A 23,932-nucleotide genomic window follows, 5' to 3' on the forward strand; every position below is an offset into this window, starting at 1 on the left:
GTGGGAGGATAAAGAAAGTATTCTGTTTTACCTTCCCAAAGATGACAATACCAACTGTAGCCTTGATTTTATTCGGCTGACAGGTGGTATTGTTTTGTATTGTTTATCTCAATAAGGCAATTTGACTTTGCCCATTGCCTGTATCCTATTCCATGCCATTTCAATGGCAGCTTGCTGGGCAGGGATATTTTCTTTTTCTGATTTATCCAAAATCGCGGTGCAGATATCGTAAATCTTTTCTGCGTGTTTGTAGGTCAGTTCCCTGTTGTAACCGCCTACAAATTCGGCGTAGACATTGATAAGGCCGCCGGCATTGATCAAAAAATCGGGAGCATAGGTGATGCCTTTTTCCAAAAGGATTTTGCCATGCTTTTCTTCATCCTGCAATTGATTGTTGGCTGCACCTGCTATAACCTGACATTTTAATCTATCGATGGTTTGATCGTTGATGGTAGCGCCTAATGCACATGGTGCATAGATGTCCATATCAATATCATAAATCACATTTGAGTCGACAACTGTGGCTCCGGTTTCTTTGGCCACCTGCTTCAATTTATCTTCAAAGATATCTGTGATAAAAACTTCTGCCCTTTCTTTGATCAAGTGTTCGACAAGATATTTACCAACTTGTCCGATTCCTTGGACAGCGATCTTTTTTCCCGTAAGGCTATCTGATCCAAAGGCCTTTTTAGCTGCTGATTTCATGCCCAAATACGTGCCATATGCCGTGACAGGTGAAGGATCTCCACCACCTCCCCTTACTTCGGGCAGGCCGGTTACATATTTGCTTTCCATAGCGATATATTCCATATCGCTGGTTTTCATATTAACATCTTCGGCAGTGATGTAGCGGCCTCCAAGGCTTTCAATAAATCTTCCGAATCGTCTTAGAAATGCTTCATTTTTCAGCTTAGGATCGCCAATGATTACGGCTTTTCCTCCCCCCAAATTCAGGCCGGAAATGGCAGCTTTGAAAGTCATACCCCGGGATAATCTCAGTACATCTGTGATGGCTTCAGCTTCGGAAGCATAGTTCCACATCCTAGTACCACCTAAGGCTGGCCCGAGTACCGTGTTGTGTATACCGATAAGGGCCTTTAAGCCCGTAGGCTCATCATAACAAATAACTAATTGCTCGTGGCCTAAAGAAGTGATCTGACCGTAAATAGATCCTTCCCTCACTTTTTCCTCAGTATTAATCTCTACCATTTGAACTTGGATTTTATTTAAGTGTTATATTTGGGTTATTGTGCTTTAAAAACGTCAGGCAAAATTATATATTTTGTTTGGGCTTTACTAATACAATTAATGGAGTATAACAAAACTTATCAAGAGATTTTAAAGTTTTTATTTTGTGAAACACTTACTACGGCTAAACAAATACCTATATAAATACAAGGGCTATCTCCTTTTGGGAACATTATTTACCATTATCTCCAATATTTTTGTAATAATACCTGCCCAATTGGTAAGAATTTCAATAGATTTTGTGGTTGAGAGTTTTAAGTATTATCAGGTTTTTGGAGAGGGTCATCTGGCAGAAATTGCCCGAAGTCAATTCCTGAAATTTGTTCTTGTCTTTGGAGTTTTGATTTTGGTCATGGCGCTGTTAAGGGGTTTTTTCCTTTTTCTGATCCGTCAGACTGTGATCATCATGTCAAGGCTGATAGAGTATGATTTGAAGAATGATATTTTCGACCACTACCAAAAATTACCCCTCAGCTTTTTTAGACAGAACAGTACAGGAGATTTGATGGCAAGGATTACAGAGGATGTGAGTAGGGTAAGAATGTATCTCGGTCCGGCATTGATGTATGGTATAAATCTATTGGTGTTGTTTCCTTTAGTGATCGGATATATGTTGACAGTCAATGTTGAGTTGACCATTTATTCACTTCTTCCCTTACCTATACTTTCTATAAGTATTTATTTTGTCAATAACATGATCAATGAACGTTCAGAGAAGATTCAAAGGAGCCTTTCTGGACTGAGCACTTTTGTACAGGAGGCATTTTCGGGTATCAGGGTCTTAAAAGCTTTTGTGAGAGAGGAGGACAGTTCCAATGAATTCACCAAGGCAAGTGAAGATTATAAGGATAAATCGATTCGTCTGACTTTGGTGCAGTCTCTGTTTTTCCCACTGATTATGGGTCTGATCGGAGTCAGTACGATATTGACCGTATACGTTGGCGGCATACAGGTGATGGATGGGCAAATTGGATATGGTGTGATTGCAGAATTTATTCTTTATGTCAATATGTTGACATGGCCTGTGACTTCTTTGGGCTGGGTGACCAGTATCATCCAACGGGCAGCAGCATCTCAGGCCAGAATCAATGAATTTTTGGATGTGGAAAATCCCATGATAAGTACAGAAAGTTATGTCGGTCCTATTTCTGGAGATATTTCTGTAAAAAATGTATCTTTTGTATATCCTGATTCGGGAATAAAAGCTTTGCAGAATGTAAGCTTCACGATCAAGTCAGGAGAATCCCTCGCGATCATAGGTACCACAGGTTCAGGCAAATCCACCATTGCCAACCTTTTGCTTCGAATGTATGACCCACAGGAGGGTGAGATATGGATTGATGATAAAAACATACAGGAATATGACATCTCAGACCTTCGCAAACAAATAGGATATGTTCCTCAGGATGTCTTCCTCTTTAGTGACACGATTGCCAGTAACATCGCTTTTGGACGGGATCAAACAGATATGGATATCGTGGAGAAAGCTGCAAAAGATGCTGATGTTTATGAAAATATCGTAAAATTTCCAAATGGCTTCAACACAAAGCTGGGTGAGCGTGGGGTCACGCTTTCAGGAGGACAAAAACAAAGGGTGTCTATTGCAAGAGCTGTGGCCAAAGAGCCCAGAATTCTGCTACTAGATGATTGCCTCTCTGCAGTTGATACCAAAACTGAAAATGCAATTTTGAATGCGCTCAAAGACATTATGGTCAATAGAACCTCTATCATCATTTCGCATAGAGTTTCCTCCGCAAAACTTGCAGATAAAATTATAGTCTTAGACGATGGAAGGGTCATCGAACAAGGATCGCACGATATCTTGATGGCAAAAAAAGGCGTTTATGCTGAATTATATGAAAAACAGACCCAAGTGAATGAGGTAGTCGGAGAATAATCCTCTCTTGGCAAGAACATGTCAGATTTTTTTTGATAATCATACTTGACCTGTCAGATCAAATCATTCACGGTTTTTGGCGAAAAAATCAAATCCAATTTTTTGGGGATTTCCCATGCTTGAAGTATGTTCGAGTTTTTGGTGATAAGAGATCAGCATGATATCATGGAAAGCAGGAGCCAAAAGATCATTTTCCAATGCAGAAACGATCAATTGCTCTACCAAGTCTCTCATTTTTTCTTTGGACACCGGGTTTTCCTTTAGCTCTGGAAAATTGAAGACTATTTTCCTGTCACCTTCCAAAAAGAATTTGTTTTCTCGATTGAGCAGTATTCGGCCTATCAAATACCCCGGGTCATCGAGCCTGCCAAACGTCAAAGTATCGCTAAGGAAGTTATAAATCAAAATCTGTCCAAAATACCTGAGTGAAACATCCTCTTTTAGGTATTTGGATTTACTGAGATAAGTGTCGTCTGGAAGTCTTACAATATTACTTTGTAAAATAAAAATCAAAACATCGGCACCTATCCTAAAGATGAATTCATAGTCGTTGATTTTTTCGATTTTGATGGGGATAGGTTTTTCTTCTTTGTTTTCCTCAATGATCTCTTTACTCAGTTCCCGGCAAATATTTTCCAACTCGATAAAGAGCGCTTCTGTGCTTTCAAATAAATTATATTTCAATTTGCTGGTAGTCTGAAGCTTACTTAGTATATTAGAAACCATTGATTCAAAGGGTTTAATAAATATTTATATTATGTCAGAAAAAAAAACAGGGTTTGAAGAAGTGGAATCACTTCTACAGGATATTGGCACTAAAATAGAACAATTAATCGAAAAAGGCACCAATGCGACAGGTGAGGCAAGAGATGAAATAGAAAAGAAAATCAAAGACCTAAAAGAGAAGAAAACCACCCTTGAAGACGAATTCAATAAGGGAAAGGAAAAAATTGAAAAGCTCTATAAAGAAGAAATGGAACCTAATTTTCAGGATTCCAAGGAGCATTTCAAAGAAGGATTTAAACAGTTATTGGAAGGTATAAAAACATTGTTGGGCCAAAAATAAAACTTATCCCGCTCCTGGAAGCAGAAGCGGGATAAGTTTTATTTTTTTAAATTTCTTTAGGTTGCCTTCAATTTTTTTCGATTTCAGGCAAAGCAAAAGCAACATAAGCGTCTCCGGATTTTGTGCCTTTACCTCCTCCGCAGGCAATCACCACAAATTGTTTACCGTTTTTCTCATAGACTGCGGGGGTAGCATGACCTGCAGCGGGCAACTTGGCTTCCCATAAAACCTTACCTGTATCTTTATCAAATGCCCTGATCTTTTCATCTTTGGTGGCAGCAATAAATACCAAACCTCCGGCAGTAGTGACAGGTCCTCCATAATTTTCTGAACCGGTCGGCTCAAAACCCTTTTCTGTCAGTTCATCAAATTCTCCGAGGACCGATTGCCATTTGATTTTCCCTGTATTCATATCCATGGCAGTAAGGGTTCCCCAAGGAGGCTGAATGCCAGGATAACCATCTTCAGTCAGCAACCTCGAATAACCTTGCATGACATATTGAGGCGTAAGCAGTTCAACTCCGCCTTCCAGTTCTTTTTTTTCTGCGTTTGGATCCTGTTCTTTTCCAAGAAGATATTCCACCAACAACTTCCTGTCATCGTCCGCAATGTGCGCAAAAGCAGGCATAGCCCCTTTCCCGTTTTTGATTAAAGCGTCCAAGGAAGTTGCGGTAAAATTTTTGTTCAAATCCATCAAAGTTGGAAAAGCGGGCGGATTTCCTTTTCTATCTACGCCATGGCAATTGGCACAGTAATTCACATATATTCCTTGGCCAAGATTCTCGAATTTTGGGTTGGCACCCATTTTTATCACCCATGGGATTTCATTGGCATTGATGTACATGGTTTGGGTATAGGGATCAAATGAAGAGCCCCCCCATTCAGCCCCACCATCCATTCCGGGAAACAACACTATCCCATGTTCATGACTTGGAGGTAACCACATGTCACCATATTTCACATTTTCGAGTTTAGACCTGATTTCTTGTTCCCATTCAGGCGTTAGCTTTAAAATTTCATTCTCCGTATAGGCCATTCTCATAAATGGTTCCGGTAATGAGGGATGTGGTTGAGTGGGCCAACTTTTATCCCCAGGAATTTCTGATTGTGGTACAGCCTTTTCATGTATCGGCCAAACAGGTTCACCCGTAACCCTATCAAAAACATAAATATAACCCTGTTTGGAAGTCTGGGCCACAGCATCAAGCCATTTGCCATCTTTTTTGATTCGGATCAGGTTTGGATTGGCAGGAAAATCCCGGTCCCAAATATCGTGATGAATGGCCTGAAAGTGCCAGATTCTTTCACCGGTACTTGCATCAAGTGCGATCAGGCTGTTGGCAAATAAATTCTGACCATGCCTGTAACCACCCCAGAAGTCATAGGCTGCCGAGCCTGTAGGTACATACACAATACCCCTTTCATCATCCAGACTCATACCTGCCCAGTTATTGGCAGCACCGATTTTATCCCAATATTCTGCTTCCCAAGTGTCATGTCCAAATTCTCCGGGATGGGGAATAGTGTGAAAAATCCACTCCCTTTCTCCAGTTTTTACATTGAATGCACGGATATGGCCAGGTGCAGCATCAAGCCCTTCAGAAAGGCGCATACCCATGATCAATTTGTCTTTGTAAATAATTCCAGGGGTATTGGATACGATCAGGAATTCTTCCATGTCTGTATCCAGATTTTTTTGAAGATCCACTTTTCCGCCATCGCCAAATGTTTCGATAGGTCTTCCATCTGTTGCATTTAAAGCCATCAGCCAATTGCCTGCTGTAAACAATATTCGCTTATCATCACCTTCTTCCCAATAGGTCACGCCACGGTTAGTGCCGGCCCAGGAGTTTTGACCCCCAAGCAATTGGAACGGGTTGAATCTCCAAAGTAATTTGCCTGTAGCAGCATCCAAAGCAAATACATTGACCTGTGGACTAGTGGCAAACAAAACGCCGTCAACTACGATTGGTTGACATTGGATTTGGGACCTTTCGGTGGCATCTCCGGTGTTGAAAGTCCAAGCTACTTCGAGGTTTTTGACATTTTCTTTATTGATCTGACTGGAAGCAGAATATCGAGCGGCATCTTTGGTCCCGCCAAAAGTCTCCCATTTGCTGTAATCCAACAACTTAGTAGAATCCGGGCCACTGCAAAAGGTGAAAACAATAAAATTGAGGCAAATCAGGGTTCTTATAGACTTGGTCATCGGGTGGATTTATTGAATACAGAAATTAAAGTATGGATTTTAGCAATAACAACAAACTAATTCCCCTTGAAAAGTAAAATTTTTGATTGTTGAATATATGCAAGGGATTGTCTGCCTTTATTCCTTATAAATTCTTTACTTCTTAAGCACTACCCAAAAATCCTCCATCATGGCTTTACTGTCTATTTTTGAAAAAATCTTAACCGTGAAGGTTTTGCTCTCAGGAGGAGAATTAACCAAAATAGTCTCTGAATACTGGGGTAATAAATAGGCCTGCACTAAGGCCAAATCCCACATTACCCGCGTTTTATCCTGAGGATTTTGTTCTCTCCATCTGTCTGCAAGAATTTTTTCTATAGGGATGTTGTCGTCGGTTTTTTTAAAGGTCTCGTCCCGATCAAATTTCAAGGGAAGTGCGGTTTCCAAAGGCATGATTGTAAAGTCGAGTCCGGAAAGATCCAAAAGGTAATCAAAGGCATTGAGGTCATTCCTGATATTGAATTCATTCTTACTCCAAGCTCGCGAGCTTTGATTGTATTTAGCGCCCAAAGCGTAAATCCTTATTTTGGGTATAATTTCAGGGTCAAGAATGATGGCTGATGCTACATTCGTCAATGCTCCCAAAGTTAGGATATCCAGTTTTTCATTTTCAGGCAATGAATTGGCAAGAGCTATTATGGCTAGTGCTGCCGGAGAATCCCTTGGTTCCTGACCTCCCCAAGCTCTGCCGATTTGCCTATCTGCACCTTTGGGGTGGGGGATATGGGAAAGTCCCATGGTGTTCAGAATAAGCTCATTGAGCCGCTGACTGTCCTCCAAGGTATTCAAACCCTTGGTATCATAAGCATTCCATTTTTCAAAAACCAAAAGGTCCGGATTATTAAAATGGGTTGAACTTAAGCCAACCACATCCACAGAAGGCTCTTTCAATAACCTGACAATTGCATAAAGATCATCCATTTCATTCCCGGTATCCGAATCCAACCATACTTTTTGCTTTTGGGCAAAAAGCTGGAAGTTCATCAGAAAGACGAGGAAAAAAATGGTTGATATTTTCATAATTTAATTTTATCGGGCAGTCCTTGTATTGGTGCCATCCACAGGTGTTCTGTTCTCTCTATTGGCCAAATCCCAAGCAGTATGGAAAATCAACGTAGCCCTTTTGGTCATCAAAGGAAACTCGATTTTGTCCACAGTATCACTGGGCTGATGGTAATCATCATGAATGCCATTGAAAAAGAAGATCACCGGAATATTGTGTTTGGCAAAATTGTAATGGTCAGATCGGTAGTAGAACCTGTTTGGATCATCTTCCGCGTCATACCTGTAATCCAAAATCAGACCGGTATAGGTGATGTTGTTGTATTCGTTGATGACTTTCAAGTGTGAGGAAAGCATTTCAGAACCGATCACATAGACATAATCCTGATTCTCGGCATCCTGATATTCATAATCTATCCTGCCCACCATATCAATGTTGATATTGTTCACCGTATTTTCCAATGGGAAAATCGGGTTGTTGGAATAATACTCAGAGCCTAAAAGTCCTTTCTCTTCTCCGGTCACATTCAGGAACAATACGCTTCTTTTTGGTCGAATACCATCTTTTGCAGCCAAAGCAAATGCCTCTGCAATTTCCATCACGGATACAGTCCCCGAACCATCATCATCGGCACCGTTGTTTATTTCTCCTTTACTGTTGATTCCTACATGGTCATAGTGGGAAGAAATCACCAATACCTCTTCCTTTTTATCTGTACCCTCCAAGAAAGCCATGACATTTTCAGTGGGGACCAATCTGTTTTCTTTTTTGACTAAATAAGAAGCTTTTTGTGTTTTGATAGACTCAGGGTTATTTTTGGCGGCTTCCTTCAATATCTCCACAGGAGTATCAAACAATACAGACATCTTGTCTGAGCTTACCAAAAATATAGGTTCTTGTTTGGTTGGTTGTTCAAAACCCAATCTTCCCCTGCCGCTCAAGGATTTGTACCAATTGGTCATTCGGTCAAAATTAGCCTGTCCTTCCATGGTGACAATCACAATTCCTGCAGCACCTGCTTCCATCACCTCAGGCACAACTGTCTGAGCTCTGCTACCGATTGCCCATAGGCCAACCAATTTTCCTTTCACATCTACTTTTTTCAAATTCTCATCGTTGGCAAGCCCCAAAAATACCAGATCAGTTTTTGCAAGCCTTTTCATGTCCGCATCACCAATGAACACAAAGTCTTCATTGTTAACCAGTTTCTGTTTGCCAACAGTAAGGTTCACTTGGGGATATGAAACAGATGATAGGTTAAATTTCTGAAAATATTCCCCATCAACAGGCCCTGAAAGTCCAAGATTTTTATAAAAACCAGCTAAATATTCAGCAGCTAATTTTTGACCTTTTTCCCCTGTATCCCTGCCCTCCAATTCATCTGAGGCCAAATAAGTCAGGTGTTTTTCAAGGTCAGTCGCAGTGATTGAATTGGCATATTTTATCGCAGTGGCATCTTGGGCTTCGATCTTTCCAGTAAATAATAGAGCTATCGCTCCTACTATCCATATTTTCTTTTTCATAAAATATATTTGGGGTATTTAAAATTAAGGCTTCAAACATAGAAATAATTCCCAATACATTAAAACCGTTTGTCAATTTGAGTGTTACAAGACTATAATTCTTTGGGTTTAAAAAATTATTATCATTCAATAATTTATACCTTTGCACAACCAAAAAAGTGATGAGAATAGAACCCAAATTTGTCCTTATATCTTAATAAAAATGAAGATTAAATTAGATCCCTCTACCAAGTTTGAACAAAGACATAACGGCCCATCTCCGAAGGAAATTGAACTGATGCTAGACAGTATCGGAGCAGCTTCCATGGAAGAGCTAATAGATCAAACCATTCCAAAGGCCATACAGTTGGAAAAACCTTTGGATCTTCCCAAATCCAAAACAGAAGCTTCATTTTTGAGGGAATTCAAAAAACTGGCATCTAAAAATAAGATTTTCAAATCTTTTATTGGGTTGGGTTATTATGATACGATTGTGCCAGGTGTGATCCTGAGAAATATCCTTGAAAATCCGGGATGGTACACCGCCTACACTCCATATCAAGCTGAGATTGCTCAGGGAAGATTGGAAGCATTGATCAATTATCAGACCATGGTGATGGACCTTACCGGTATGGAGATGGCCAACGCTTCATTGCTAGATGAAGCCACTGCGGCTGCTGAAGCGATGACCATGCTTTATGCTTCCAAGCCCAGAGAAAAAAAGAATGCCAATAAATTTTTTGTGGATGAAAAAATATTCCCTCAGACCAAGGATCTTCTGATCACCCGTGCTGAACCTATCGGTATCGAGTTGGTCATTGCGCCTCTTTCAAGTTTGGATCTGACTGATGCAAACTTATTTGGGATGCTTTTGCAATACCCTAATCTTGATGGTGCTGTGATCGATCATGCTCAATTGGTCGCTTCTGCAAAGGAAAATAATGTGCTGACTGCTTTTGCTACAGATCTTTTGAGCTTGACCTTACTTACCCCTCCGGGAGAAATGGGAGCAGATGTGGTAGTGGGCACTAGTCAACGATTCGGAGTCCCTATGGGATATGGAGGTCCTCATGCCGCATTTTTTGCTACAAAAGAAGCTTATAAAAGACAAGTTCCCGGAAGAATTATTGGTGTTTCCGTAGACAGGGATGGGAATAATGCTTACAGAATGGCATTACAGACCCGTGAGCAACATATCAAAAGAGAAAAAGCCACTTCCAATATTTGCACAGCACAGGTGTTGTTGGCAGTCATGGCAGGAATGTATGCTGTTTACCACGGTCCAAAAAGCTTGAAAGAAATTGCAGCAAGAACCCATGGACTTGCCCAATTGACTGCAAAGGCATTGGGATTATTGGGATATGAGCAATTGAATGAGAACTTTTTTGACACCATCAAAATCAAAGCGGATGCTGTACAACTGTCAAAAATCAAGGCCTTTGCTTTATCGTCTGAGATGAATTTCAGGTATGAAGAAGGTGCCGTAGTATTGGCTTTTGATCAAGCAAAGACCATCAGCGATGTTAAGGGAGTGGTGGAAGTATTCTCAAAGTCCATCAACAATAAAGTTCAGTTTGATTGGAATGCCATGATTTCTGAATTGGAGTTAAATTATCCGGCAGGTTTGTTGAGAACTTCTGAATATTTGACGCACCCCGTTTTCAATCTTTACCATTCAGAGCATGAAATGCTCCGGTATATCAAAAGATTGGAAAACAAGGACCTTTCTTTGGTACATTCCATGATTTCTCTTGGCTCATGTACCATGAAACTGAACGCAACAGCAGAAATGATTCCCGTTACTTGGCCTGAGTTTGGTCAGTTGCATCCTTTCTGCCCCCAAGATCAGGCAGCCGGATATTATGAGCTTTTTCAAAATCTCAGAAATTGGTTGACTGAAATCACAGGATTTTCCGATACATCCCTCCAACCCAATTCCGGTGCACAGGGAGAGTATGCCGGATTGATGGTAATCCGCGCTTACCACATGAACAGGGGAGATCACCATAGGAATATAGCTCTGATCCCAACTTCCGCACATGGTACCAATCCAGCATCAGCGGTGATGGCAGGGATGAAAGTTGTCTTGGTCAAATGTGATGAAAGTGGAAATATTGACGTGGAGGATTTGAAGTCAAAAGCTGAAGCACATAAAGGTGAATTGGCATCTTTGATGGTGACTTACCCCTCAACCCATGGGGTCTTTGAGGAAGCCATTCAGGAAATCTGTCAGATCATCCACGATAATGGTGGTCAGGTATATATGGACGGGGCAAATATGAATGCGCAGGTTGGACTGACAAGTCCTGGAAGAATTGGTGCGGATGTCTGTCACTTAAATCTCCATAAAACCTTCTGTATTCCTCATGGTGGTGGTGGACCAGGGATGGGCCCAATATGTGTAGCAGAGCATTTAGTGCCGTTTTTACCGGGCAACCCTTTAATTGAAACAGGAGGGACATCTGCTATCACTTCAATTTCAGCAGCACCTTATGGTAGTGCGAGTATTCTTCCGATTTCATATGCCTACATCGCCATGATGGGTGGAGATGGATTGACCAATGCTACCAAAATCGCCATTCTGAATGCCAACTACATCAAATCAAGACTGGAAAAGCATTATCCAATTCTCTATACTGGAAAAGGTGGACGGGCAGCCCATGAAATGATCCTGGATTGCAGGGAATTCAAAGAGGTTGGGGTAGAAGTAGAAGATATTGCCAAGCGTCTAATGGATTATGGATTCCATGCTCCGACGGTATCTTTCCCGGTAGCGGGAACATTGATGATAGAGCCAACGGAATCAGAAACCATGGCTGAATTGGACAGGTTTTGTGATGCCATGATTGGAATCCGCGAAGAAATCCAAGAAGTGTATGATGGTAAGGCAGATAAAGAAAACAACGTGCTAAAAAATGCACCTCATACAGCAGTACTCGCTTTATCAGATAATTGGGATTTCCCTTACACAAGAGAAAAAGCAGTCTATCCTTTACCATTTGTGAAAGGCAATAAATTCTGGCCAACCGTCAGAAGAGTCGATTCCGCATATGGTGATAGAAATCTGGTGTGTAGCTGTATTCCTGTGGAGGAGTATGCGGAGACGGAGGTTTAGAGGTGAGACATGAGTTGTGAGAGTTAAGAACCAAGAGCCAAGAGACAAGAAGCGAGAAACGAGAGGCGAGAAACGAGATGAGTTAGGGTGAAACCTTTGGGGTTTTTAAAACCCCGAAGGTTTTTACCAGAAAACAAGGTTCGAGACTTAGATTCAAAGCCTGGCTCTAGTATCGCGGAGACAACAATAAAAAACATCCTTCCAGGAAACTGGGAGGCTTTTTTTGATCTCCAGATCAATCCCTTCCTTTCTTTTGTTTCCTTTTGTCACTTTTGTGGTTAAAAAAAAGTATCTTCTTTACCAAATGTTTCGAAGCTACAAGCTCCGAAAAACAATATTTTATTCCTCCCCAAAGTCCATAAAACCAAGTTTGATAAGACCTTGTTTAAGCTTCTTATCCCCAGTCCATAGGGGGATTTTAAGCTGAATTGAAAGTGCTACAAAAGGAGTATCTTTAATATCAATGCTTTTGCAGAGATGGTATGCCTTCTTTTTGTTTTCTTCTTTAATAGTCTCAAGAGAAACAAAATTTATTCGGTTTACAATTGAGGAAAAAAATTCAAAGAATTCGGTCTCATCAAGTTTTGAATATTTCAGTAACTTCTCTTTGTGTTTATATAATTCAATGATGATATAATTTGGGGCAAAATAATTCATTGTTTCATCAAAAAGTTTTTCCCTAATTCCAGAAGATTTGGAGATTAAAGCTGATAAAATAATGTTGGTATCTACGACAGCCGCATTCGAAATCATTTGGCTATATTTTTCAAAAACTCCTCACCATTTTTATCCCACCAATCCTGATTGATTTCATCTGCAATTTTCAATATTTTGTCATCCAAAGCCGATTTTTGTGCCAAATCTTCGATTTTTAATCGCTTAATCAAGGAATCTAAAAACTGCTCAGTAAAGCCTTTTTTGTTAAGTTTCAGAATAATTTGACTGGTTGTGCTTTCTATCTGTAGATTTTCCATCGCTTATTTCTTTTATCAAATTTAATTAATTCCCAGAACATTTTGTTTATGGTGTTTGATTTCAACATTAAATCTTCCTTTTCTTTTGTTTTCATTTGGCACTTTTGTGGTCAAATAAGTACCTCCAAGGTGAAGAACTCCCTTAAATATATGACGGTTCTTTTGGGTAGTAATCAGTATTTTTTCATCTTGTTTTTCAAACCGTTCTAACCAATCAATTACATGCAAAGCTTTGATTTAACCCCTTCCGAAAGACAGGAACTGTACAAATTCACCATTGACTTTCTTGAGAAATACTATTCTGATACAAAGTCCAATCGGGTTTCTCCGAGGCTCGATATTTCTGAAATTGTGAAGGAAGTAAGGAAGGTTGATTTCTCTGCTCCTTTAACTTCTAAGGAGGCTCTCAAGCATTTGGTGGAGGGTATGAAAAACTATTCTGTCCAAACCCCACATCCAAAATATTTCGGCCTCTACAATCCCCGGGCAAACTTCCCCAGTATTTTGGGAGATTTGATCACCGCTGTTTTTAATCCCCAATTGGCAGCTTGGAGCCATTCTCCATTTGCCAATGAAATTGAGAATTATCTGATTGCTGAATTTGGAAAGAAGTTTGGATATTCTACAGAGAGCATAGATGGGGTGTTTGCAAGTGGAGGTGCCGAAGCTAACCTGACCGCTGTTTTGTGTGCGGTGAACTATGCTTTTCCCCAATTTGCCAAGTCGGGTTGGTTTGGGGTAAGGAAGAGACCTGTGATGTATTGTTCGGCTGAGTCTCACCACTCAGTTCATAAGGCAGCTAAAACCGTTGGATTGGGCTATGATGCCATCAGGAATATTCCGGTTAGGAAAGACCTGAAAATGGATTTGGAAATCCTAAAGGAAACCATTCAAAAGGATGTTCATGACGGTTACCAACCTTTTTTGGTCATCGGTACTGCCGGCACAACGGGAACAGGCGCCATTGATGACTTGCCGGGAATCAGGAAAATCGCAGATGACTTCGGGCTTTGGTTCCATGTGGACGCTGCTTATGGAGGTGCGGCAGTTTTGCATCCCGATCTGAAACCTTATCTGAACGGAATTTCACTTTCTGACTCCATCACTTTTGATGCGCACAAATGGTTGTCTGTCACGATGGGCACCAGTTTGTTTATCACCCGGCACAAAGAAATCTTATCAGAAACATTCCGGATCACAGCCGAATATATGCCCAAGGAAGCCAAAGACCTTGAAATTGTCGATCCATTTACCCATTCCATCCAATGGTCCCGCAGGGCTTATGGCATCAAACTGTATTTGGCATTGATGATTTTTGGTTGGGAGGGTTATGAAAAAACCATTCGCCATCAAACAGAAATAGGGGAAAAACTGAAAGGTTTGTTGAAAAACAGCGGATGGACTGTAATGAACAGCAGCCCATTTCCCGTGGTATGTTTTATGGATGAAAATTACCTGGATAATCCTGATTTCACCAAAACAGTAATCAAAAACATCATTGACTCCGGAAAGTCCTGGCTATCTATTTATCCTGTCTTCGGCAAACCAACATTCCGGGCCTGTATTACAAACTACAATACTTCGGAAGAGGATATTGAAGCATTGGTAAGTGAATTGAATGAGGGGAGGGAGATTTTAGAATCAAGAATCAAGAACCAAGGGACAAAATGAGTTAGGGTTAACCTTTGGGGTTTTCAAAGCCCCGAAGGTTTTAATAGAAAATGGAGTTAAAGTTGCCAAGTAATTTTAAGCCAATCACATCTTTTGTCACCCAACTCAGTCGATATTCACCTCTATGCCTAGACAGAAATTTGTATTTAAAGCCATCTGGGTGAAGATTGACGAAGACGCTAGTTGTAGTCCGGTACAGCAGTCGGGAGTATCTACACATTTCTATCTTTGGATCCCGTACAGGAGTCAGGAGCAATTCCAGTGCTGTTGAAATATTTTTAATTATGGGAGAAGAATATCATCCCGATGGCTATCGGGACCGAAACCAAAAAATGCCTCTCTTATGTCTTACATCTTGCTTCTTATGTCTTAAACCTATCTCTCCTCAACTCCTTGCACTCCTACGCAATTTTGACTAAATTGGTCAAAAAATATTTGTCAAAATCATGAACAGGTTCGGCAAAAAAATCAGAAAGCTTAGACTGGAAAAAGAGATGCCCCTCCGGACAGTAGGTGTGTTCTTGGATATTGACCAAGCTTTAATCAGTAAAGCAGAGCGGGGAATCAGGAAACTATCCAAAGAACAGGTCATCCGCTTGTCAGAAATTTTTGAGATTCCATCTTCAGAACTATTGGTTCCTTGGATGGCGGATAAGGTAGTATATGACCTCGGCGATGATAACGAAATGGCCAAAGAAGCACTGAAAGTTGCAGAGGAGGAAGTTGCTTATAGGGTTTTTGAGAAAATTGACAGAAAAGCCATAATCAAAAAAATCAATGAAATCCTTGATAGGGATTCAAGAATAGAAAAAGGCTGGGTTTTTGGCTCCTTTGCCAGAGGGGACGACAATCCGGAAAGTGACATCGATATCTTATTCCAAGTAAAGAAAAATGTTAAATTCAGCATATTCGATCAGCTTGGAATTAGGGAACAGTTGATAGAAGCGCTTAATAGAAAGATTGACTTTGTGGAACACGACACACTTCGTGAGTATATGGTAGATAATGTAAAAAAGGATCTAATTCAGATTTATGGCTAAACCTACCAATAAAGAAAGGCTACTACATGTTATCCATGCAATCGATAGTATCAAGGATTTTATGGATGATATGGATGAAGAGGAATTTCTTAAAAATTCAATGATTCAAAGTGCTGTTCTTTACCAGTTCTTAATTATCGGAGAAGCTATAAAAAGTATTGAAAGCTGGTTTTTGGAACCTTATCCCTATCCATGGAATGTTCCAAAATCCTTTCGGAATTTTATAGCTCATGAATATCATAAAATAAAAATGACACGGATTTATGCAGCTTCTGAAGATTTAGATCAATTGAAAGCTCTTGTGAACCGTATTATAGAAAAGGAATTCCCTGATACCAATTAACCCTATTATATTAAATACAATGAAAACAACCTCCCTAATCCTATCATTCCTTCTGATCTCTTTCAGCACATTTTCCCAAATCCAAAAAAACTGGGCTTGGGGTGGGGAAATTGATCCTTTGCAAACAAAATATGAGGTTCTGCACTATCAGTTGGAACTGGAAATATTTCCCGAAAAACAGGAGATCCATGGGAAAAACAAAATCACTTTCTCCTCAGATGAAAAGTTGGATACGCTAAGAGTGAACCTGATCGAGGAGTACAAAGTGAGCAAAGTCATCATGGATGGAGCGGAAGTCGGTTTCAGGCATTTTGGGGATACATTGGACATTTATCCTTCCGATTGTACTTGCACTGAGGTGGAGGTGTTTTACGGTGGCCAAACTCCAATCGCTATCCGGCCACCCTGGACAGGAGGTTTTACTTGGGAGATAGACGAATTGGATAACCATTGGATGGGGCTATCCTCTCAGAATGAAGGTGCAAAGATTTTCATGCCCTGCCTGGACCACCCATCAAGTGAACCTTCAAACGGAGTGGATTTGATCCTCACTGCCCCATATCCTTATTTTGTAGCAGCAAATGGAAGACTGGTAGATACCAAAAATGAAAATGGAAAAGTCACCTACCATTGGACCACACAATATCCCATTAACAATTACAATATCAACTTTACGATGGGGGTTTTCCATGAAGAATCAAAAACTTTCAACAGTACAGATGGGACGGAAATCCCGATGATAGTCTATGTCCTGCAGGAAAACAGGGATAAAGCCAAATCGCTGATGGAAGTATTGGAAACTTCTGCCAAAACCCATGAGAAGTTTTTTGGATCATACCCCTTTCCCAATGACAAAATCGCTGTGGTGGAAACTCCCTATTTGGGGATGGAACATCAGACTATCAATGCTTATGGGAACAACTTTCAGTTTGAAAAAATAGGGGATGGGTACGCCGATTGGCTGCTTCACCATGAATTGGGGCATGAGTGGTTTGGCAATAAGGTTTCGGTCAAAGACTGGGCAGATTTCTGGATCCACGAGGGATTGACGGCTTATGGGGATTGGCTGTTTTATCTGGAACATGGAGGAGAAGATGCCTATCATGAAAAGGTAGCTTCGGTCAAAAAGGGGATTGCCCATGCCAGGCCCGTAGTTTCACCAAGAAACTCCAACTCTGACCAAGCCTATCATCCCGAGATTTACACCAAAGGGGCATTTATAATACATTCGCTGAGATACTATATTGGGGATGAGGTGTTTTTCCCCATGCTCAAATCCTTTGCTTCAGATGAGCGATTTACCTATGAAAACCTCGTCGAAACAGCTGATTTTACTCAGTTTGTACAGCAATATACTGGAATCGAATTACAGGGATTCTTTGATATGTATCTAAAAACCATCCGGGTTCCTAAGGTGAAAGTTTCCAAAAAGGGTAAAAAAGGGTATCAGGTCAGCCTACCCAATATTGATTTTTCGATGCCAGTGGAAATCAAAACTTCCAATGGATTTGAGCGCCATATTCTTTCCTCCAAACCAGTGCTAGTAAGAAGTGCAGGGACGATAGAGGTTGATCCGAAAGGTTGGTATTTACTCGATCAAAAATAATTATTTATCAAATTCAAGATATTAAAGCAACCGGAAAAGATTATAAGCAGTTTAAAATGAAATCCATTTAAAATTTATAAATCTTTGGATTAGAAAACTGATTTCGTTTTCTTGCCGGGAGCCTGCTAGCCATTTTTAGTATTTTCTCAAACCTAAACTTTAATCTACATGAACAAGCATATTTATGAATCTGGGCTAATCGGTAACTGTTCCTACATTGCCCATGTTGAAAAGAACACTAATATTTCGTGGCTTTGCCTGCCTCGCTTTGACTCGGATTTTATTTTCGGTGGAATGCTGGACAGAAAAAAAGGTGGTGAGTTTACCATTTTACCAGAAGGGTCTGATTTTGAATCTACTCAATCATATTTAGAAAATACCAATATACTTGAAACCATAATTAATACTGGACAGGATAGTTATAAAGTGACTGATTTTGCCCCTCGTTTCAAGAATTTCGACAGGTATTTTAAACCCTTGATGCTGATCCGGAAGATAGAACCTCTTACCGGAGCCTCAAGGATTAAGATTACCTGTAAGCCAGTTGCGCAAAGAGGAACAAAAACACTTACGCCCAGTATTGGTAGCAATCATATTCAGTATATGGGTGAGGATCAGGAAATCAGACTGACTTCAAATGCAGCCCTTACTTACATCTGTGAAGGGAAATCTTTTGTGCTTCAGCGGCCAATTTATCTGGTTTTCACCTATGGAAGGCCATTGGAAGCGCCGATTGAATCCACATCTGAGAGATTTCTGCAAGCAACTACGGATTACTGGCAATCATGGGTCAAGTCCACCAGTATTTCCGGATTTCATCAGCGGTTGGTGCTTCGCTCTGCCCTGATCCTAAAAATCCACCAATATGAGGACACCGGTGCCATCATAGCCGCCTCCACCACATCCCTTCCGGAGTCTCCAGGCTCCACAAGGAATTGGGATTACCGATATTGTTGGATAAGGGACAGTTATTATACCCTAACTTCTTTTAATGGTGTTGGTCACTTTGAAGAGCTCGAGAAATATTTTGAATTCATCCAAAACCTGCCGACAGGTGCAGATGGAAGATATCAACCACTTTATTCTATTACAGGAGAGAGTTTGTTGATTGAAGAAATCTCTGATTTGGAGGGTTATTTGGGAAACAAGCCCGTCAGATTTGGCAATCAGGCCTATACCCATATTCAAAATGATCTGTATGGACAGGTGTTGGTTTCCCTTTTACCCCTGTATTCAGATCAGAGGTTCACCTCAAAGGAACGAAGTCATTCTGAACCCATGATCATGAATCTTTTGGATAAAATCGAACAGACGATGGATGAAAAGGATGCAGGTTTATGGGAGTTTAGGAGTCTTGCCCAAGAACATTGCTATACATTCCTTTTTCATTGGGCAGGTTCATTGGCAGCCGCCAAAATCGGGAAACGTCTCAAAAACGAAAAGATGTATGAGAAAGCAATGTACTTGAAGGATCTTGCAGTGGCAAAAATAGAAGCTTGCTATCTCCCTGACAGGAAGGCCTACTCGCAGGCCATTGGCGCAAAACATATGGATGCTTCTACCTTGCAGTTGATTACCATGGGTTACTTTGGAGATGATATAGAGCGGGCAAATAATCACCTTAAGGAATTGGAAAAAGAGCTGCTTTCAAAAGATTACCTCTTTTTCCGATACAAGCATATGGATGATTTCGGGGTACCTGAGACCACATTTTTGATCTGTGCATTTTGGTATATTGAGGCATTGGCTTGTGTGAATAGGCTGGATGAGGCAGTTGAAGGTTTTGAAACATTGATCAAATATTCCAACCACCTCAATCTATTTTCAGAAGATGTGGATCAGGCTACAGGTAGTCAATGGGGGAATTTTCCACAGGCTTACTCCCATGTAGGATTGATGAATGCGGCTTTCAGAATTGGTAAAAAGTTGGATCGGCCTAATTTTCTATAAACAAAGTAAAAAATGGAACCACAAAAGTGACAAAAGAATACAAAAGTTACTGAATATCAACTTTTGGTCATATCCTCTTTTGTTCCCTTTTGTTTCTTTTGTGGTTCAAATATAATTCCCTAATTTTTTTAAAACCAATTGCTTAATTTTCGAATTTTCAAAACCACCTACTCAATGAGTTTTTTGAGTAGGTCTCGTACCTGTCGGTAGGATTTGATGTTATAATTTGCTTGGGTGTAGGCATAACCTACCCGGATGGTGTAAGCATTTTTAGGCATGGCCTTGAAAGTGTCTTCATCTGTCCAATCGTCACCAATTGCCAGGACAAAATCATATTCTATACCTTTCATCATGGTTACAGCTGCACGACCCTTGTTGATATCAGGCCGTTTGATTTCCAAGACCATGTTTCCTTCCAAAACCTGCAAATTATATCCACGTGCCATATATTTGAGATGAGAAAAGAGTTCCCTCATTCTTAGGTCTCCTAGACCGCTTTCTACTTTTCTGTAATGCCATACCAACGAATGGTGTTTTTCTTCAATAAATGCACCTGGGGTCCTGAGTACATAATATTCCATGATTTTTCTGATCTCTTCCTTCCAACTATCATCTACCTCGGCATAAAGTTCCCATCCTTCCTTGGAGGATTTGCGCTTCACCCAAACACCGTGTTCAGCAATCATATCTATTGATTGACCTTTAAACCATTGACCAAGCGTATCCTTATCTCTACCGGAAATAATGACAACTTGAGATTTGGTACTCAAACCTTTGATTATAGCTTTTAACTCCGCATCAGGCATAGCATCCTGTGGGTTTGATTTGAATCCCGTCAACGTACCATCATAATCTAAGAACAGAACAGGGTTGGAAGCAGTTTTGAATTTTTCTTCAATTTCTTGGATAATTTTGGTATCCACCACCCTAGAGGTAAGTTCCGCTTGTTTCTCTTTCACATGCTCCAACCGATCTAGATAAACCTTTACCCATTGAAAAATATCATACTTCTTCAGACTTTCCTGCATAGAAACCATTCTGGATTTTTGTTCCTCAGGTTTCATAGCTAATGCTTGATAAATAGCATCTACCACACCCTGCTTATCGTTGGGGTTGACCAAGACTGCATCTATGAGTTCTTTAGAAGCTCCTGCCATTTCGGAAAGAATCAGGACACCTGTTTGGTCGGTTTTACTGGCTACAAATTCCTTGCATACCAGATTCATCCCATCCCTAAGCGGTGTGACCAAAGCGATGTCAGACATACTATAAAAAGCACTCAATTCCTCAAAAGGAAAACCCCTGTAGAAATAGTGGACCGGTATCCAATTTAGGGTGGAGTACTCTGCATTTATCCGGCCTACCAGTAAATCAATTTCTTCCTTAAGTTCCTTGTAGGATTGTACCATGTCCCTACTGGGCACCACAACCATGATCATAGATATTTTCCCATGAAGTTCCTTATGGCTTTTTAGAAGTTCGTAGAATACATGGAGACGTTGAGGAATACCTTTGGAATAATCCAGTCTATCTATGGTTAAGATCAGCTTGACATCTCCTACTTGGGTTTTGAAATTTTTGACAATATTTTGGGTTTTTTTGCTTTTGGCCTGTTTTTCAAATTTCCCATAATCAATACCCATGGGAAAAGAATCGACATTAATTATCCTATTTTCCGCTTGGATATATCCGCTTTCGGAAGACATTCCTGTGATCCTGCCCACAGCACTGAGAAAGTGACGCATGTCGTCATATGTGTGAAATCCGATCAAATCAGAACCGCAGACTCCTTCCAGCAATTCTTTTCTCCAGGGGATCATCCTGATAATTTCATAGGATGGAAAGGGTATATGTTGAAAAAATGCAATCGTCGCATTGGGCAAGGCCTCTCTCAGCATTTTGGGGAGGAGCAATAATTGGTAGTCATGCACCCAAATGGTGTCATCCGGAGCAGCTTTTTTTAGAATAGCCTCGCAAAACATTTGATTGACCCGAATGTATGCTTCCCAATGCTCAGGGTTGTAAACTATGTACTGGGTAAAATAATGGAATGCCGGCCATAAGGTTTCATTACTGAATCCTTCATAAAACTGCTCCACGTCTTCTTTTGTAAGGAAAACCGGTGCCATTTTCAATTCATGCAATTCCAAAATGATTTCTGCTCGCTGTTCGGGGTCTTCAACAGTATTGCCCGGCCAGCCTATCCAGATATTTTCACCTGATTTGTAAATGGACCCTAAGCCTGTGGCCAAACCTCCTGCCGATGGTTTGAATTCGAATCGGCCATTTCGGTGTCTTAGGGAAACAGGAAGTCTATTTGATACAATTATGGTTTTTACCATTACACGGAATTAATAAACAATAAATGAATTTTTGATAAAAGACAGATTTCTAAATATAGTCAAAAAAGTCCAAAATTTGACCATTTTTAAAGGTTTTTGACCCAAATCGATAATGTTAAATTGTAGTCAATTATCTTTATTAGATTGTATTTCTAACTCAAAAAACATAACCAAAATGAAACATTTTAGGCATTTTATCCTTCTTTTTGCAGGAATTTTTTTTGGGATTCCAGGATTTTCCCAATCAGATCCACACGCATTTTACCTCACTTGGACCTCAGATCCGACCACCTCTATGGATGTGGACTGGCATATCGATGAGGAAGGAAGATTAAGGAAGGAGAGGACTGAAACACGATTGAACCAAAAACAGCTTTTGAGATTTCAAAGTTTACTTTGCTTTGTCACCTCGACGACAGGAGAGGTCTATTGCCTCCAAGCTAAATAGCCCTCACCCTATTCACCATCCAACCCAAAACAAATCCCACAATAAAAACAGCCATGGTTCCCAAAACAATCGCTAGATTTTTATGCAGTTCCAGGACTGGCCAGCCATAAGCCCTGAGTAACTCTTCCAGACTTATCCATGCAATGATGATCAAGCCACAGATTACACCTGTGATTGCTGGGATAATACTTTCGGATTGAGTCAGCACTCCTAAAAGGAAAAGTCCCAATATTCCACCACTGAAAATCGAAGCCAATGCCCACCAGGCATCCAAAGCGCTACTGACCCCATTAAATGCCAGTCCAATTAAGATACTTGCTAATCCCATGATAAATGAAGACAAATACAGAACTTTGAACTCGACGGCTTTCGGTAGTTTGGGGAATAAGTATTTTTTGACATGATCTTCCAAAATAACTGTAGCCGAACTGTTGATACTGGTAGATAGTGTACTCATACCTGCGGCAAATATGGCTGCGATCATCAGTCCGGTCAATCCTTTGGGAAGCGTTGAAACAATAAAATAAGGGAAAACTTTATCCGCATTTTCAAAGGATTGTAATTCTATTGGGAGGTTTTCAGGGAATTGTTGATAATAGGTAAAAAGTGCTGTGCCTATCATAAAAAACAACAAGGAAACCGGGACATAAAGCAGGCTTCCCAACCACGTTGATATCTTGGCTTCTGATTCGGTTTTCGCACCCAAATAGCGTTGGATATAACTTTGGTCCACACCGAAATTCTGCAAATTGATAAATAATCCATAGACCAAAATTACCCAAAAGGTACTCTGACTCCAATCAAAGGAAAAGCTGCCCAAGGAAAGTTTATTTTGTTCGTGGGCTATTTCATATACCTGTGAAAAACCTCCTGGCATTTCCCAAATGATCAAAACAAAACAGGTCAATGCACCTATGATTAATAAAACACCCTGAACAGCATCCGTCCAAACCACCGCTTCTATTCCTCCCAACATGGCATATATTACCACCCCAATTCCTGTGGCAATGATTATCAAAGGGATACTCCAGCCAAACAATGCATTCATGGGCAAAGCCAATAAATACATGATGGCCCCCATGCGTGCCAATTGGGTAAGCAGGTAGCAGGTGGAGGCATAGACCCGGGCCCAAACTCCAAACCTGTTTTCCAGATAGGCATAGGCTGATGGGCTCTGAAGTTTTCTGTAGAGTGGGACAAAATATTTCACTGCTACAAATCCTGCCAATGGTATGGAAAGACTAAAAACAAAACCGTTCCAATTGGACTGATAGGCACTGCCTGGTAAGGCCAAAAAACTGATGCTGCTCACATAAGTTGCGAAAATGGACATTCCCAATGCCCATGCCGGCAACCTTCCTCCTCCGGTGATGTAATCGATTGGTGTTCTTTTTTTGAAATAAAAGGAAGCCCCAAAGCCAATTATTCCAATCACATAAACCAAAAAAACAGTGAGGTCGATGATAGGAAGATTCATAA

The 23,932-nt window shown here is 40.5% G+C and carries 18 protein-coding genes; 9 read left to right on the forward strand and 9 right to left on the reverse strand.

Going from position 1 to position 23,932, the window contains the following annotated elements; translation table 11 throughout:
* Positions 1-108: 108 nt before the first annotated feature.
* Complete coding sequence (locus tag HMJ38_RS02440) at positions 109-1,209, reverse strand: Glu/Leu/Phe/Val family dehydrogenase (protein WP_228779839.1); 1,101 nt, start codon at positions 1,207-1,209, stop codon at positions 109-111.
* 145 nt (positions 1,210-1,354) lie between these two features.
* On the opposite strand from HMJ38_RS02440, the gene HMJ38_RS02445 reads away from it, so the two are divergent.
* Complete coding sequence (locus HMJ38_RS02445) at positions 1,355-3,145, forward strand: ABC transporter ATP-binding protein (protein WP_194972794.1); 1,791 nt, start codon at positions 1,355-1,357, stop codon at positions 3,143-3,145.
* Between the two features lie 63 nt (positions 3,146-3,208).
* Here HMJ38_RS02445 and HMJ38_RS02450 read toward each other — a convergent pair whose 3' ends face one another.
* Positions 3,209-3,871 (reverse strand): hypothetical protein, encoded by a 663-nt coding sequence (locus HMJ38_RS02450; protein ID WP_194972795.1) that lies wholly within the window; start codon positions 3,869-3,871, stop codon positions 3,209-3,211.
* A 31-nt stretch (positions 3,872-3,902) separates the two neighbouring features.
* Between HMJ38_RS02450 and HMJ38_RS02455 the strand changes: the two genes are divergently transcribed.
* Positions 3,903-4,211, forward strand: coding sequence for a hypothetical protein (locus HMJ38_RS02455; protein WP_194972796.1), 309 nt, complete (start codon positions 3,903-3,905; stop codon positions 4,209-4,211).
* Between the two features lie 67 nt (positions 4,212-4,278).
* Here HMJ38_RS02455 and HMJ38_RS02460 read toward each other — a convergent pair whose 3' ends face one another.
* From HMJ38_RS02460 to HMJ38_RS02470, 3 genes are all read right to left on the reverse strand, one after another.
* Positions 4,279-6,420: an outer membrane protein assembly factor BamB family protein gene (locus tag HMJ38_RS02460; RefSeq protein ID WP_194972797.1), complete on the reverse strand. Its 2,142-nt coding sequence runs from the start codon at positions 6,418-6,420 to the stop codon at positions 4,279-4,281.
* 135 nt (positions 6,421-6,555) lie between these two features.
* A complete protein-coding gene (locus tag HMJ38_RS02465) occupies positions 6,556-7,479 on the reverse strand; it encodes a nucleoside hydrolase (protein WP_194972798.1) in 924 nt (307 codons plus the stop codon).
* Between the two features lie 9 nt (positions 7,480-7,488).
* Entirely contained in the window at positions 7,489-8,985 is a 1,497-nt protein-coding gene (locus tag HMJ38_RS02470; RefSeq protein WP_194972799.1) for a M28 family peptidase, read from the reverse strand.
* A gap of 202 nt (positions 8,986-9,187) precedes the next feature.
* Here HMJ38_RS02470 and gcvP point away from each other — a divergent pair, with 202 nt between their 5' ends.
* On the forward strand, positions 9,188-12,079 hold the full coding sequence (gcvP, locus tag HMJ38_RS02475) for an aminomethyl-transferring glycine dehydrogenase (RefSeq protein ID WP_194972800.1): 2,892 nt from the start codon (positions 9,188-9,190) through the stop codon (positions 12,077-12,079).
* Between the two features lie 339 nt (positions 12,080-12,418).
* On the opposite strand, the gene HMJ38_RS02480 is transcribed toward gcvP, so the two are convergent.
* Positions 12,419-12,832, reverse strand: a complete 414-nt coding sequence (locus tag HMJ38_RS02480) for a PIN domain-containing protein (protein ID WP_194972801.1) — start codon at positions 12,830-12,832, stop codon at positions 12,419-12,421.
* Positions 12,829-13,053 carry a hypothetical protein gene (locus HMJ38_RS02485; protein WP_194972802.1) on the reverse strand — a complete coding sequence of 75 codons (225 nt, stop codon included), beginning with the start codon at positions 13,051-13,053 and terminating at the stop codon, positions 12,829-12,831. Before HMJ38_RS02485 ends, HMJ38_RS02480 begins: the two co-directional genes overlap by 4 nt.
* 222 nt (positions 13,054-13,275) lie before the next feature.
* Here HMJ38_RS02485 and HMJ38_RS02490 point away from each other — a divergent pair, with 222 nt between their 5' ends.
* The 5 genes from HMJ38_RS02490 to HMJ38_RS02510 all read left to right on the forward strand — a co-directional run bounded on the left by HMJ38_RS02490 (position 13,276) and on the right by HMJ38_RS02510 (position 19,663).
* A complete protein-coding gene (locus HMJ38_RS02490) occupies positions 13,276-14,724 on the forward strand; it encodes a pyridoxal phosphate-dependent decarboxylase family protein (RefSeq protein WP_194972803.1) in 1,449 nt (482 codons plus the stop codon).
* A 446-nt stretch (positions 14,725-15,170) separates the two neighbouring features.
* Positions 15,171-15,764 (forward strand): nucleotidyltransferase domain-containing protein, encoded by a 594-nt coding sequence (locus HMJ38_RS02495; RefSeq protein ID WP_194972804.1) that lies wholly within the window; start codon positions 15,171-15,173, stop codon positions 15,762-15,764.
* Positions 15,757-16,107, forward strand: a complete 351-nt coding sequence (locus tag HMJ38_RS02500; RefSeq protein ID WP_194972805.1) for a HepT-like ribonuclease domain-containing protein — start codon at positions 15,757-15,759, stop codon at positions 16,105-16,107. The genes HMJ38_RS02495 and HMJ38_RS02500 overlap by 8 nt, the downstream gene beginning before the upstream one ends.
* Before the next feature lie 19 nt (positions 16,108-16,126).
* Positions 16,127-17,713: a M1 family metallopeptidase gene (locus tag HMJ38_RS02505; RefSeq protein WP_194972806.1), complete on the forward strand. Its 1,587-nt coding sequence runs from the start codon at positions 16,127-16,129 to the stop codon at positions 17,711-17,713.
* A gap of 168 nt (positions 17,714-17,881) precedes the next feature.
* Positions 17,882-19,663, forward strand: coding sequence for a glycoside hydrolase family 15 protein (locus HMJ38_RS02510; RefSeq protein WP_194972807.1), 1,782 nt, complete (start codon positions 17,882-17,884; stop codon positions 19,661-19,663).
* 167 nt (positions 19,664-19,830) lie between these two features.
* Here HMJ38_RS02510 and HMJ38_RS02515 read toward each other — a convergent pair whose 3' ends face one another.
* Positions 19,831-22,005 (reverse strand): bifunctional alpha,alpha-trehalose-phosphate synthase (UDP-forming)/trehalose-phosphatase, encoded by a 2,175-nt coding sequence (locus HMJ38_RS02515; RefSeq protein WP_194972808.1) that lies wholly within the window; start codon positions 22,003-22,005, stop codon positions 19,831-19,833.
* A 175-nt stretch (positions 22,006-22,180) separates the two neighbouring features.
* Between HMJ38_RS02515 and HMJ38_RS02520 the strand changes: the two genes are divergently transcribed.
* On the forward strand, positions 22,181-22,453 hold the full coding sequence (locus HMJ38_RS02520; protein WP_194972809.1) for a hypothetical protein: 273 nt from the start codon (positions 22,181-22,183) through the stop codon (positions 22,451-22,453).
* Here the strand turns inward: HMJ38_RS02520 and HMJ38_RS02525 are convergent.
* Positions 22,446-23,930, reverse strand: coding sequence for a sodium:solute symporter (locus HMJ38_RS02525; protein ID WP_194972810.1), 1,485 nt, complete (start codon positions 23,928-23,930; stop codon positions 22,446-22,448). The genes HMJ38_RS02520 and HMJ38_RS02525 overlap by 8 nt on opposite strands.
* Positions 23,931-23,932 lie beyond the last annotated feature (2 nt).

It is taken from the genome of Aquiflexum lacus (assembly GCF_015476655.1).
Lineage (GTDB): Bacteria > Bacteroidota > Bacteroidia > Cytophagales > Cyclobacteriaceae > Aquiflexum > Aquiflexum lacus.

Bases quoted from the DNA above. Each gene is read 5' to 3' on its own strand.
- HMJ38_RS02455 (WP_194972796.1), top strand. From the start codon at position 3,903: ATGTCAGAAAAAAAAACAGGGTTTGAAGAAGTGGAATCACTTCTACAG.
- HMJ38_RS02510 (WP_194972807.1), top strand. From the start codon at position 17,882: ATGAACAAGCATATTTATGAATCTGGGCTAATCGGTAACTGTTCCTAC.
- HMJ38_RS02470 (WP_194972799.1), bottom strand. From the start codon at position 8,985: ATGAAAAAGAAAATATGGATAGTAGGAGCGATAGCTCTATTATTTACT.
- HMJ38_RS02450 (WP_194972795.1), bottom strand. From the start codon at position 3,871: ATGGTTTCTAATATACTAAGTAAGCTTCAGACTACCAGCAAATTGAAA.
- HMJ38_RS02440 (WP_228779839.1), bottom strand. From the start codon at position 1,209: ATGGTAGAGATTAATACTGAGGAAAAAGTGAGGGAAGGATCTATTTAC.
- HMJ38_RS02495 (WP_194972804.1), top strand. From the start codon at position 15,171: ATGAACAGGTTCGGCAAAAAAATCAGAAAGCTTAGACTGGAAAAAGAG.
- HMJ38_RS02460 (WP_194972797.1), bottom strand. From the start codon at position 6,420: ATGACCAAGTCTATAAGAACCCTGATTTGCCTCAATTTTATTGTTTTC.
- HMJ38_RS02465 (WP_194972798.1), bottom strand. From the start codon at position 7,479: ATGAAAATATCAACCATTTTTTTCCTCGTCTTTCTGATGAACTTCCAG.
- HMJ38_RS02490 (WP_194972803.1), top strand. From the start codon at position 13,276: ATGCAAAGCTTTGATTTAACCCCTTCCGAAAGACAGGAACTGTACAAA.
- HMJ38_RS02505 (WP_194972806.1), top strand. From the start codon at position 16,127: ATGAAAACAACCTCCCTAATCCTATCATTCCTTCTGATCTCTTTCAGC.
- HMJ38_RS02485 (WP_194972802.1), bottom strand. From the start codon at position 13,053: ATGGAAAATCTACAGATAGAAAGCACAACCAGTCAAATTATTCTGAAA.
- HMJ38_RS02515 (WP_194972808.1), bottom strand. From the start codon at position 22,005: ATGGTAAAAACCATAATTGTATCAAATAGACTTCCTGTTTCCCTAAGA.
- HMJ38_RS02520 (WP_194972809.1), top strand. From the start codon at position 22,181: ATGAAACATTTTAGGCATTTTATCCTTCTTTTTGCAGGAATTTTTTTT.
- HMJ38_RS02480 (WP_194972801.1), bottom strand. From the start codon at position 12,832: ATGATTTCGAATGCGGCTGTCGTAGATACCAACATTATTTTATCAGCT.
- HMJ38_RS02525 (WP_194972810.1), bottom strand. From the start codon at position 23,930: ATGAATCTTCCTATCATCGACCTCACTGTTTTTTTGGTTTATGTGATT.
- HMJ38_RS02500 (WP_194972805.1), top strand. From the start codon at position 15,757: ATGGCTAAACCTACCAATAAAGAAAGGCTACTACATGTTATCCATGCA.
- gcvP (WP_194972800.1), top strand. From the start codon at position 9,188: ATGAAGATTAAATTAGATCCCTCTACCAAGTTTGAACAAAGACATAAC.